The following is a 12,911-nucleotide window of genomic DNA, read 5'->3' as shown; positions in this document are numbered from 1 at the left end:
TCAATAAAACTTTTTCACCCGTTACTCACTACGTTCGCAGTGCTACCGCTCTTGGGCCACGTTATAACGCTGACCAAAACTACAGCGATGGCCAGCATGCCCGCGCCGTCAATGGCCTTTGCCAAGGCCCCCATCCCAAACGCTGAGCCTATGAATCCCAAGACGATGTTAGCCATTCCTCCGACAAAACTCCCGAAGTTATACGCGAAGCCAGACAAGGTTCCCCTGACCTCTAGGGGTACGGTCTCTGCAACCAGAAGGGGCATGAGGGGCCAGAATCCAGTGGAAAACGCGAATACTACAGTACCCAGATAGATGGCGACGTTGTTAACTGGTGCTAAGCCCGGCACAGCAAAAGGCAGGGAGACTAGGAGGCCAATTAGCCCTGCGTATATGAGCTTTTTCTTGTTTACGTAATCCGCCAGCCTGCCAAACAACACGAAGGACACCGCGAGTAATAAGTTAGCCACTGTGAGGATATCGCCCACTTCTGACGGGCTTACGTGAGAGTAGTACTCTTCCACCACTGGGTAGTTCCCGAAGAGCGAAAAGTAGGCAACAAACATGCCCGATATGCCAAGCGTTGCTTTGACTAGCACAGGGTAGTAATCTTTGTACTTTACAGAGGCGCTAGACGTTGAGCTCCTGGACTCACATACCTTAAACTGTATATAGGGAACTAACAGCAAGGGTAAAGCTCCCACTAGGAGGAAGTACCTCCACTCGGTGTGTATGACTGGGAGGAAAAGGAGGTAAGTAGCGCCAGTCAAGGCGTAGCCTATCCCGTACCCTGCTTGAACTATCCCGGTCACTACGCCTTTCATCGAGGTCGGTGCTTGTTCGTAAGCTATCACGGTCCCTGCTGTCCACTCGCCCCCCATAAACACGCCTTCAAGTAACCTAAAGGCGAAAAGGAGGAAAACGTTAGGCGAGAAGGCCATTATTCCCTGGAATACTGCGTATCCCCCGGTACCTATGATGAGCACTGGCTTCCTACCTATCGCGTCAGCGTACCTCCCAAACGCGAGTCCGCCTATTACCCTCCCAATAAGGCCTAAAGCGAAGAGGGCGGAGAGTGCGAAGAAGTTCAGTGAGTACGCTGAGGATAGGTAGGGGTAGACGTAGGTGATTAGAAGGAGGTCGTATATGTTTCCTGCCCACGCCAGCGTGGACGCTATGGTGGCGTGTACGTACCGTCTCATGGAAGACCTTCCTCTTAAATTAAAATATAAGGATTTCAGGTTTTATCACAGAAAATTGTAGCTTTTATGCGACTAGAAATATTTAAAAATCTGAAATGTAATTCACAGCAACTGCGTTTCGTTTAAATAAATTTTAGTTAATTAAAATGACGTTTCAAGACGAGTTCCAGTGCCTTCCTCATTAATATATAGGATACCGCGAAAATACACATATGAAAGTCCTAGTAACTAGGCAACTCCCGGGCAAGTGGTTGGACCATCTATCCAGTTACGTCAGTGTCGAGATATGGGACAAGGAATACCCTCCCCCAAGGGAGTGGATCATAGAGCACGTGAGGGATAAGGACGGAATTCTGGTGACTTTAACTGAGGGGGTTGACAGGGAGGTCATCGACCTAGCCCCTAGGCTAAGAGTAATCAGTACTTACAGCGTAGGATATGACCACATAGACGTACAGTACGCTAAGAAAAGGGGGATAACCGTGACGTACACTCCCGAGGTCCTAACCGACGCCACCGCCGATCTAATCTTCGGCCTCATAATCGCAGTGGCCAGGAGAATAGTAGAGGGGGATAGGCTGATCAGGGAGAGCAAGTGGAACACCCCCTGGTACCCTACGTTCATGTTGGGGACTGAGGTTCACGGAAAGGTTCTTGGCATTCTGGGCATGGGGAGGATTGGGATGGCAGTGGCGAAGAGGGCAAAGGGGTTTGACATGAAGGTTATCTACAACAGCAGGAGGCCCCACGACGTAGAGTGGGAGTTCGTAGACGTGGATACCTTGTTTAGGGAGTCCGATTATCTGGTGATCGCAGTAGATTTAAACCCCTCCACCTACCACCTCGTCAACGAGGAAAAGCTAAGGCTGATGAAGAGAAGCTCATTCCTAATTAACGCCTCAAGGGGCGCTGTGGTAGACGAGAAGGCGTTGGTCAAGGCCCTCAAGGAGGGGTGGATAAGGGGAGCGGCTCTTGACGTCTTTGAGAGGGAACCTATTGGCGCGGACAACGAACTAGTAAAGCTCGACAACGTTGTACTGACGCCCCACCTCGGCAGCGCCACGTGGGAGACTAGGGAGAAGATGGCGGAGGTGGCGGTAAAGAACTTGTTGTTTGCCTTAAGGGGAGAGAGGCCCATCTATGAAGTTCCTTGAGCTGTTCAAGGACGCCAAGAAGGGGTTCTATAGGTACTTCTTTTTCCTCCAAGGCAAGGAGAGCCTCAATAAGGCGCTGGAGGTGCTTGACGAGTACCTAGGCTTCAACAAAAGCGTCACGGTAGCCTATGCCTTTCATCCTTGGGTCGAGGGCAGTAAGGAAAGGCTTAAGGAGTTCAAGAAGCTTCACGGCGAGCTAGTCGACATAGACTACTCTTCCTCTGAGAGGTACTTGGGCAGCACCTTCGACGTAGTAGTGCTCGATGCCGTTGACGACTTTAGGCCCAACTATGTAGCGAGGTTAAGCGACATGGCCAGAGGGGGCGGGATTGTTTTACTTTACTCAGACGACATTAAGGCAAACAAGCTCTACAAGTCGTCCTTGACCAGGAAGGGAGCGGTAAAGGACCTATTTGAGGAGAGGTTCATAAGGCTCGCTAAAACTAGGAGGGGAGTTATATACGTGGACGACAACGAAGAGAGGGTTAACCCTTTCTCGTCTGCTGAGACGTCCCTTCCTAAGAAGAAGGGAGGGTTTAGCATACCTAAGAGGCTCTACGAGTTGTGCCTAACCGACGACCAAGCTAAAGTGTTGGAGGAGTTCAACTTCGTCGAGGAAGGTGGCAAGAGGGTCTTCTCAGTGGTTGCGCCGAGGGGGAGGGGGAAAAGCTTCGCTGTTGGGCTAGCCCTCTCGTGGTTCATGGTCAGGAAACAGGACGAGGGGGCATCGATTGTTCTGACCTCCCCATCGTACTACTCGTCTTCAGAGGTCATAAACGCGGTTTTGAGAGGAGCCAAGGCGTTTAACGTGAAGGTGAAGCTCAACGAATCGAGGGATGGGAAGGTAATGTCGTTGAGGATAGGGAACTCGAGACTTAGGTGGTTGGCCCCAGACCTCGCCAAGGATGAGGACGGGGATCTGATAGTGGTTGATGAGGCAGCTGCGCTTGGCATAGAGAATCTAGACCTCATAATGAGGAGGTGGGAGAAAGTGGTCCTGGTGACTACTGTCCACGGTTACGAGGGTTCGGGCAAGTCCTTCCTCAAATACGTGAACAACTTGAAGGTCGCCACCCAGATGGTAAAGCTGAGCTTTCCCATAAGGTTTGCCAAGGGCGACCCCTTGGAAAGGCTAATGTACGACGCTTTCCTTTTGGACGCCGAGCCCGAAGACGTGAATGCCTCTGGTGGAGTGAGGGAAATAACGCAGGAGGAGATGTTCTCAAACGACGAGTTCTTACGCCAGGTCTACAGCGTCCTAGTTTCTGCCCACTACAGGAACTCCCCTGACGACCTAATGGTGCTGGGAGACCTGGCCTTTCAGAGGGTCTTCGTGGAGCTCCCGGGCGTCGCAATAGGACAAGTAGTAGAAGAGGGCGGACTGGACGAAGAAGAAGTTGTGGCGATAATGCACTCAGAAGGAAATGAGGGGAACTTGATCCCTCACAGGATAATCAAGTACATGAGGGCGGCAAACTTCGGAAAACTTAAGGGCTGGAGGGTGATGAGGATAGCAGTAGTCCCTGGGTTACAAGGGCAGGGTCACGGTTCTGCGTTGTTGAGGAAAATAGAGAAGGAAGGGGCAAGGGCTGGGATTGACTGGATTGGCTCCTCTTTCGTTGCCGAGGTAAAGGTTCTGGGGTTCTGGCTCAAGAACGGTTACACTCCAGTTTACTTGGCGTCGAGGAAAAACGAAGGCTTAGGAGGCTACTCCGTAATAGTAATGAAGGGGGTTTCCAAAGAGGGCAAAAGGCTAGAGTCCTCGTTATCTATCCTACTAAAGGAAAAGATTCTGAGGACTTCACATCAAGTTTACTTTAACGTTAATCCCCTCGCTTTAATAAAGATCCTTCTGGCAACTCCTTCGCTTGGTACAGGGGATTTAGCGGAGATACACAAGGCGAAGATCTTAGCTTACCTCAATGGGGAGATAGCCTTTAATACGGCCTCGGAGTCGATCCACTTGCTAGCGGAGAAGTACTTCTACGAGAAGCCAATTAACGTAGACGAGGTCTCCCTAGCCTCGTTGTTCTCGAGGTCTTTTCAGGGGAAGAGCTGGTATCACGCTGGGATCTACTTAGGTCTTAAACCTAGAGATGTGGAGGAGAAGGCAAAGGAAGCCATATCGAAGATCCTTTCCCACTATTATCCCGAGACCGAGGACAAGGTAAATCTCTAGTTTCCCCAGAATTATAATTTACCCAAGAACCCTTACTTTTACTTGTTTATACTATATATACTTTTTACTAAATAAAATTAAATAACTGTAAAACAAGAGTATATATATGTGAACAAAAATGGCTAGACCGTATGTGGCAATAAACATGGCAGACCTCAAGAACGAACCAAAGACCTTCGAGATGTTCGCCTCAGTAGGTCCTAAGGTATGTATGGTGACAGCAAGGCATCCGGGCTTCGTGGGATTCCAAAACCACATCCAGATAGGGGTTCTCCCCTTTGGGCAGAGATACGGTGGCGCGAAGCCCGACATGACTAAGGAGAGCAGTACGGTTAGGGTACTTCAGTACACCTTCTGGAGGCACTGGAAAGACCACGAGGAGATGCATAGGCAGAACTGGAGCTACTTGTTCAGGCTATGTTACTCGTGCGCCTCGCAAATGGTATGGGGACCTTGGGAGCCCATTTACGAGATCGTTTACGCAGATATGCCTATCAACACCGAGATGACCGACTTCACGGCTGTAGTGGGCAAGAAGTTCGCTGAGGGCAAACCATTGGAAATACCGGTCATATCACAGCCCTACGGGAAGAGGGTAGTCGCATTCGCGGAACACTCCGTAATCCCTGGAAAGGAGAAGCAGTTTGAGGAGGCAGTTGTGAAGACTCTAAAGCTACTGAAGAAGGCGCCAGGCTTCCTTGGCGCAATGGTGCTGAAGGAGATAGGAGTCTCAGGAATAGGGAGCTTCCAGTTCGGAGCAAAGGGCTTCCACGAACTGTTGGAGAGCCCTGGCTCAATTGAGCCAGACCCCAACAACGTTCAGTACCAAGTTACCGAGGCTAAACCTACTCCACAGCAGTACGTAGTTCACGTAGAGTGGGCCAACGCTGACGCTCTACAGTTCGGCATGGGAAGGGTTCTGCTAGAACCAGAGACTAGGAGGACTCACGATGAAGCGGTAGACACGTTAGTTTACGGTCCATACATCAGAATAATAAGCCCCGTAATGGAGGGCACCTTCTGGAGGGAGTACCTCCAAGAGTACAGCAACTCCTAAGCGTTTTCAACGTGTTATCTTTTTTTAATTTCATTTAAACTTGAGGGGAAGTTTTTTAAGTAACAGTGTTATCTACTTAAATTACCATGAGCGACAAAAGGTCTTTCGTATACATGGCGTTGACGCTCTCCTTGATAACGATAGCAAACAGGGCAACCAATAACATGGTCACTACTACAATATCTCCTCTTTCTAAGTACGTATTTGGTTTTAGTAACTTAATGGCGGGAGTAATAGATGCCCTCATCTTCCTAACCACCCTTATTTCAACGTCGTACATTAACCCAAGCCTTTCCTCCTCTACAAGGAGAAAGGCCTTTATAATCTCTAACTTCACGATAACGGTTCTCTTGTTAGGATTTTACTTCTCTACATCGGTCACAGTCTGGGCAGTGACTGCTGTGGCAGGAGTGGCCTTTGGCCTCATAATGCCAAATCTCATAACTTCTGCCTCACTCGTGGACAACAGGAAACAGGCTGAGAGGTTGCTCTCCCTTTACTCGACTAGTTTGAGTATTAGCCTAATAGTAGGTCCCTCAATTGAGAGCTACGTACTTTCTAGAGCTGGGTACAAGGACGTATTTCTCGCTTTTGTACCCTTCTCTATCCTAGGCTTCATACTGTCGTGGAGTGTCAAGTTCCCGGAGACCAAGAAGGAGGTCAAGGGAGTTGGAAGTTTGAGGAACAAGGGGTTCATCTCCTCTATCCTCTCAATTACCACTTACAATGTTCCATTCGCGGCGTTTACTGCGTTCCTCACAATATACGGCATAGAGGTCCTAGGCCTTCCCAAGAGCTTGGCTTACTTCTCCTATATACCCTTCTTTACTACTTCTTTCCTCACTAGACTGTTCATGACCATTAGGCAGTTTGAGTCGCTGAGGCTTCCTTTGCTGGTCTCAATTATCATAACGGTCGTAGGTCTCACTGGTATGGTGATCTCCCCAAACTACATGATATTCATAGCGTTCATGGCACTGCTGGGAATACCACACGGGTCCATTTTCCCGATGTCTACAATAATGATAGCTAGGGCAACTACGACTGAAGAGAGGAACGCCGTGAATTCCTACTTCTTGGCGTACAATAACATCCTATTCTTCGTAGTGCCCGTAGCTGTAGGAGCTCTCTCGGAGGTTATAGGGCTTAGAATGTCCTTCCTTGTACTGTTAATCCCAGTTATAGCCTCTGCAATAACGTTCTTTGTCGTGTTCTGGAACGACGAAATAATTTCAAAGCGAGTCTAAATTTTTGATTTGTTGTGAAACAGAAGTTAAAACTCAGAAATTATTGGGAATTACTCAAAATTAATAATTTTGGTCTTCTAGTCTCCTAATTACTGCTAAGCGTCCTAATTCTCTGTCCGTCAAATACGAAGAAAAGACTGTCAGAGGCCTTCGCCTTTCTATCGCTGACCAGGACTACAACGCTCCTTTTTAGCTCCTCCTTTAGCGTGACGAGACTCCTCAAGTCCAAGTTTCCCTTATGCTCCGATATTCCCCTTAATTCCTTTACGACCTCTACAAGGGAGTAGGAGTCCGAGACCTTAAACACCTTATTGCTGTCTATCTCGAGTATGCTCTTGTCATCTATTATGAACACAGCGTCCACTACTTTGAACTTCTTCAACAGTTTCTCGACAAACTTGTAGAGTTTCAAGTAATCGATCTTAGAGTTTAGGTCGATTGCTATTAACGGCCTCAGCATGTCTGTCATTTGCAATTCGCGTTTATATTTTTAGTCATGATAGGCTTATTTCGTTATATCAAACATAGTTAAATACTTTCGACAAAATTAAGAAAACTTAAACTAATTAGTACATTTTAAACTAAAACATAGCGTAAAGCTAGAAATGTAGATAAGTAAGAAAAACTTTTATAATTTTATAATTTAAAGAATTATATGTGATTAGCGAGAGTGTATCTACAACAATTGAGGGCGTAGACTCCAAGGAAATACTCGACAAGGTATTCGACGTTAATAACTTGATTAAGTGGTGGATGTTCCTGAAGAAGATAGAGCAAGTGGACGAGCTCCATTACTACGCCGAGTTCCGCGTGTTCATGAAGTTCAAGTTCCTAATGACGAGGGAGAGGTACTTGAACGGGGTTAGACACTGGGGAGAAATGAGGTGGCCCAAAGCCACCTTTTCCTTTACTGTGGAGGTCTACTCGTCAAAGGGCAAGGTAGACGTAGTCATCAGGGGGGATTACACGGGTCCCCTTGAAAGGCTCGCAAGGACGCCAATGAAGGTCTTCTTAAATCACTTTGCGGAAAAGCTGGCAGGCAGCTCCCAAATGTACGTCTTCCAAGACCTACCATCGCTGATAAACGAGGGCATAGAACAGAGCAAGGAGTACAAGGGCGAAGTCAAGGTGAAAGTTGACGAGTGTGAAATTGTGTTCGAGAAGGGAAAAATGAAGTCAGTGGCTTGTGGCAACTTAGAGGGGAACGATGCCATGAACTACTTGGTTAAAAAAGGGACTTACAAGGTAAGTATTAGCTACTCTTAGAGCTTCTGCTGTTCCCTTATCTCCTTGGCGAACTCCTCTATTGCCTTTTTCAGCTCTTCCACTGAAGCCTCATCCTCTAACGTTGACGTATCTCCCAAGGTCTGCCCTGAGATCACTGCCCTAACTAGCCTCCTCATTATCTTCCCTGACCTAGTCTTGGGAAGCTTCGTCACAAAGTATATGCCCTTGAACACAACAATTGCCCCGAGGTTCTTCTTCACGTAGTCCTCAAGCTCCTTCTTCAGCTGTTCGCTTGGGGAATGTCCCTGTTTCAGGACTACTGCAGCTACGGCTACTTCTCCTCTTACCGGGTCTGGTACGCCTATCACTGCAGACTCCGCGACTGCGGGGTGGGATATCAAGATGTCCTCTATCTCCCTAGTGCCTATCCTGTGCCCTGCTATCTTTAACACTTCGTCAGCCCTCCCTAGAATGTAGAAAAACCCGTCCTCGTCCTTCACCGCGTAATCCCCTGGGTAGTATAGCCCTTGGAACTTGGACCAGTACGTCTTTATGTACCTGTCTGGGTCGTTCCACACCCCTGCCAACATCCCTGGCCACGGCCTCTTCACGACGATGTATCCCTTCTCCCTGGCCCTTGCGGGCAGTCCCTCCTCATTTATTACGTCTGCGTCAACTCCCGGTAAGGGGAGGCCGTTGGCGCTAGGCTTCAACATGTAGTTGCCTAGTCCAGGGGTAGCCGATATCATGATGCCTCCAGTTTCCGTCTGCCACCAGGTGTCGACTATGGGGAGCTGCGACCCACCAACGTTCTTGAAGTACCATCTCCAGGCCTCTGGGTTTATCGGCTCTCCGACGCTACCGAGGATTCTTAAATTAGAGAGGTCGTGGTTCTTTACCCACTCCTCGCCATACCTCATCAGCGTCCTAATTGCCGTGGGCGACGTGTAGAAGACTGTTACTCCGTACTTCTCAACTAGTTCCCACCACCTGTCAGGGGCTGGGTAGTCCGGAACTCCCTCGTACATGAGCGTAGTAGCCCCGTTCTGTAACGGGCCATACACTATGTAGGAATGGCCGGTTATCCACCCTATGTCGGCCGTGTTGAAGAAGACGTCGTTGTCCCTCAAGTCGAACACCCACTTGGTAGTTAGGTAAGTCCATAGCCCGTAACCTCCGTGGAGGTGGAAGATCCCCTTTGGCTTTCCCGTAGTCCCAGAGGTGTATAAGATGAAGAGCGGGTCTGTGGCTGAGGTCTCCTCTGGTTCGACCTTCTTGTAGGACATCCTCCTGGTAAGCTCTTGGTATATGACGTCCCTCTTCTCGTTTACCTTAGGCTCCTCGTCTCTCTTTAACACCAGGACCTTTTCTACGGAGGGTGTCTGCTCGACCGCTTGGTCAACTATGCCCTTCAGTTCCACTCTCTTGCCCCTCCTAAGCGTGTGGGTAGTGGTGATCACTAACTTAGCCTTGGCGTCGTTTATCCTGTCCACAAGTGCCTGCACGGAGAAGCCGGAGAAAACTACACTGTGGATTGCCCCTATCCTAGCTAGGGCTAACATTGCTATGGGCAGTTCTGGCATTAATGGCAAGTAGATGACCGCCCTGTCGCCCTTCTTGACGCCTAATTGCTGTAATGCGTAGGCGAACTTGTTGACTTCGTTGTAGAGCTGGAGGTAAGAGACCGACCTGTTCTCTCCCTTCTCGTTTTCCCAGATGAGAGCTACCTTGTTCCCCCTTTCCTTTAAGTGCCTGTCTAGCGCGTTGTAGGTTACGTTTATTTTGCCTCCATCAAACCACCTAAAGAAGGGAGCGTTAGAGTCGTTCAACACTTTCTCGTATGGGGTGAACCACTCCAGCTCTTGGGCCATTTTGTGCCAGAACTTCTCGGGGTACTCCATGGACTCCTTGTATAGTGCCTTATAGGGCGGTTGGTAGTAGCGTTCTTCGAAGGGAAGGTTTTCTTGCTGTGACATATTTAAAAGGAGTTTTTATAATGTCTAAAAATCTTTCTCTTCTGCTAGATACAAGTCTAAGACGCTTATTGTGTCTACTCTCTCTCAAATAAGTGTTGTGGTATGTGAAGGTACTCAGCAATGTTTACAATCACTCCTTAAAAAAATACGAAAAATTAAAACAAAGGGAAAAAAGTTGAAGTAAATAGGAAGAGGATTGGCGATTTTCGATTTTACCCCCAGTAGGGAGTGGTAGTAGTAGAGCTAGTAGTACTCGTAGTTGAAGGAGTACTCATCGACGTAGTGGTGGTCAGCTCTGGGAGGGTAAGTATCCACGGAACTGGTCTAAAGAATGTCAAGTTGATCACTGTCCCGTTGCCTACCAGTATTGGGTCTTGGAACAAGTAACCCTTAGCCCCCCACGTCCACATCTCAGCTCCCTGGCTCGGCGTAGTGATTATCGTGATGAAAGGCTGGGTGGCGTAATAGCTGAAGTTCACGTTTCCGTTAAATGCGTAAGCGAACGCTAGGAAGGGAGTTTGTCCGGTAGGTGCGTTGGGCAATCCGCTGGTGGCGTAGAACACTACGGAGAAGCTGTAGGTGGTCAAGTTCTGCTTCTGTGGGGTCTCCACGTACGTTCCTGGCTTAATAACGACGATGATGTTTCCAGCCACTATTACTCCGCCCTCCTTCCCGTTAACGGTGTACGTGTAAGCGTTTACAGGGGTTAGGCCATAGGCTTCTCCCACGGAGACGGTCGCTGGAGTTGGAGGAGTGGCAACTGGAGCCTGGGAGGCCTCGAATATCCATATTACTGGCTTGAAGAACTGCACGTTGACCATGACTCCATTACCGTAGATCCAGTGGTCAGCGAACTTGTAGCTACCTCCTATATAGGTCGTACCGTTAAACGTCCCTCCAAACCACGTCCAGGTGGTCCACGTGTCTGGGGCGTAGACTATGGTTATTGCGGGACTTGCTACCTTGTTTGCAGTTACCAACGAGTACAGCGGGGATATGTGGCCGTTGATGGCGAAGGCAAACGCGTATGTGGGGGTCAAGTTCATGTATCCTGGCGGGGAGTACACTGCTTGTACGCTCATTATCACTAAGGAGAAGTTGTACACGGATAGAAGAGAGCCGTTTGGTAGCTCAGCATAAGTCCCTGGCTGGACTATTGTGACTATGTTCCCTGCCTGCACCACTGCGCCCTTGCTTGCGTTTACGGCGACTGTGCTCTCAGCCACTACGTTGAAGGTCGGCGTGTTCAAGTTGTAGAACACAGTGTCCTGCTGTATTGGTATGAGACTCGTCTGCCAGTCCTCCTTAACTATCTGCCAGCTCGCTGTAGTTGAGTTGTACGCTAAGTACGCTGTCAAGTCCACGTGTATGTCGTATATCCCTGGGAAGCCGGGCTGTCCCTGGTTCACAAACCCTATGAACGGGGTAACGTTTGCCTTGACTACGGCCATCGTCACGTTAGGCATTAAGGTTACGCTCATGGAGGGAGGCACTGCGGTGCCGTTGGGCAACAAGTTCTGGGAGTACTCAACCATGAAGATGAAGTAGCTGTCCCACTGGCTGAAGAAGTTCTCTATGTTGTTCAACCCCGTGTAGGTACCGTTCTTCAGTCCTGGAGGCAAGGGGCCAGTTATGTTAAGTACGGCGCTGGGCGCGAAGTTCTGGGCTATCACGTTGGGGGCAAACTCGGCTCCCAAGGCGTTGATCTCGGATAAGACCTCAGATAGTACTACGTTACCCTCTAGCTGGTGCTGGGATGGATATCCGGCAATTACGGCAGACGGAGGTACCTCGTTGCCGTTCCACGTTATAGAGGTTATTAATGGCCTTCCGTTAATTATTTGCACTGTAGCGGTAAAGGACGCGTTGAACACTTGCAAGTACACGGGGTCTTGCGTTGGAGCTACGAAGTATTGTACTACAGCGGAGACAACGAACGTGTTGTTATTTTCCTGAGTAACCGTTGGTAGGGCCGTAGTGTAGAAGTAGACGGTCTCATATGTACCGAAGAAGTTGGCCAGCCAAGTTGTGTTGAATGTTTGGAGGTTGTAAGTACCGGGGAACGGCACTCCCGTAATCTTGGCAGTGAAGTTGGGGGCCAAGTAGGGGGTGACGTCGTTGGGATTCTCTATCGCGATGCCGTCCCAGACCAAGTAGACCGTGTCAAGCGAAGCTCCTTCAAGGTACTGGGCTCCTACGTGGGAAACAACGGCTTGAGAGTAGTTGGCCTCCAGCTCCTTGTACATCTGCATTAGCATGCTGTAGTTGTGCTCGAGGGCAGAGTACATAGCCTCCAGCTTCGTGTACGCAGTGTAGTTGTTTTCTGCTAGCTTCATGTAGTACGACTCATTGTTCTTGGCGTACATTAAACTAGTGTCCAGCGTGGAAAGTTGACTGGTAGCGGAGCTGTAAGAGGACTGGAGAGAGGTATACTTGCCCGATACTGTAGAGTATTCATAAAAACCTGCCAGTGCAGCTATTAACAGTATGACGAACACTACCGCGAAACCTACTATCTTTACGTCCATTTTAGGTCTAAACGGGAAGGGGCACTAGCTTTTAAAAGGTTTTACCCAAATCTTACTTTCGCAAAATTTTATTCTAAAATCTTTGAAAATTGTATAAAAATTGGGGGTCTACTTATGTCGCGGAAATACGACGACTTACGGCCAGCGGAACCTGAAAAGTCGTGCAAAACTGTGATAGGAAGAAACAGAGTGTTGTGATAAATAAGAAGACAAACCTCGCCTGGCGGGGTTAAGGTTTTAACATGAAAACGATTTCCTTTTATGGCGCTTTCTTTGGTGAACTAAAGATGAGGAGCCCCGATTACTCCCGCAATTCCGGAAGCGTCAAAACCGCAGTTGTG

The 12,911-nt window shown here is 48.8% G+C and carries 9 protein-coding genes; 5 read left to right on the top strand and 4 right to left on the bottom strand.

The window, feature by feature from the left end; genetic code table 11:
* Positions 1–14: 14 nt before the first annotated feature.
* On the bottom strand, positions 15–1,202 hold the full coding sequence (locus MPF33_02995; GenBank protein MCI2414212.1) for an MFS transporter: 1,188 nt from the start codon (positions 1,200–1,202) through the stop codon (positions 15–17).
* Positions 1,203–1,414: 212 nt separating this feature from the next.
* On the opposite strand from MPF33_02995, the gene MPF33_02990 reads away from it, so the two are divergent.
* The 4 genes from MPF33_02990 (at position 1,415) to MPF33_02975 (ending at position 6,839) form a co-directional block, all read left to right on the top strand.
* A complete protein-coding gene (locus MPF33_02990; protein ID MCI2414211.1) occupies positions 1,415–2,356 on the top strand; it encodes a D-glycerate dehydrogenase in 942 nt (313 codons plus the stop codon).
* On the top strand, positions 2,343–4,535 hold the full coding sequence (locus tag MPF33_02985) for a GNAT family N-acetyltransferase (GenBank protein MCI2414210.1): 2,193 nt from the start codon (positions 2,343–2,345) through the stop codon (positions 4,533–4,535). Before MPF33_02990 ends, MPF33_02985 begins: the two co-directional genes overlap by 14 nt.
* A 118-nt stretch (positions 4,536–4,653) precedes the next feature.
* A complete protein-coding gene (locus MPF33_02980) occupies positions 4,654–5,592 on the top strand; it encodes a sulfur oxygenase reductase family protein (protein MCI2414209.1) in 939 nt (312 codons plus the stop codon).
* Between the two features lie 86 nt (positions 5,593–5,678).
* Complete coding sequence (locus MPF33_02975) at positions 5,679–6,839, top strand: MFS transporter (GenBank protein ID MCI2414208.1); 1,161 nt, start codon at positions 5,679–5,681, stop codon at positions 6,837–6,839.
* 85 nt (positions 6,840–6,924) lie between these two features.
* Here the strand turns inward: MPF33_02975 and MPF33_02970 are convergent, their stop codons facing one another.
* A complete protein-coding gene (locus MPF33_02970) occupies positions 6,925–7,299 on the bottom strand; it encodes a hypothetical protein (protein MCI2414207.1) in 375 nt (124 codons plus the stop codon).
* A 197-nt stretch (positions 7,300–7,496) separates the two neighbouring features.
* On the opposite strand from MPF33_02970, the gene MPF33_02965 reads away from it, so the two are divergent.
* Complete coding sequence (locus MPF33_02965; GenBank protein ID MCI2414206.1) at positions 7,497–8,105, top strand: hypothetical protein; 609 nt, start codon at positions 7,497–7,499, stop codon at positions 8,103–8,105.
* Here the strand turns inward: MPF33_02965 and acs are convergent.
* Together acs and MPF33_02955 are read right to left on the bottom strand one after the other, a co-directional pair.
* Entirely contained in the window at positions 8,102–10,042 is a 1,941-nt protein-coding gene (acs, locus tag MPF33_02960; protein MCI2414205.1) for an acetate--CoA ligase, read from the bottom strand. The genes MPF33_02965 and acs overlap by 4 nt on opposite strands.
* A gap of 212 nt (positions 10,043–10,254) precedes the next feature.
* Positions 10,255–12,570: a hypothetical protein gene (locus tag MPF33_02955; GenBank protein MCI2414204.1), complete on the bottom strand. Its 2,316-nt coding sequence runs from the start codon at positions 12,568–12,570 to the stop codon at positions 10,255–10,257.
* Positions 12,571–12,911: the final 341 nt, after the last annotated feature.

The organism is Candidatus Aramenus sp. CH1 (assembly GCA_022678445.1).
GTDB lineage: Archaea > Thermoproteota > Thermoprotei_A > Sulfolobales > Sulfolobaceae > Aramenus.
Note: the sequence above shows the minus strand (reverse complement) of the source record. Positions and strands in the feature narration are given on the sequence as shown.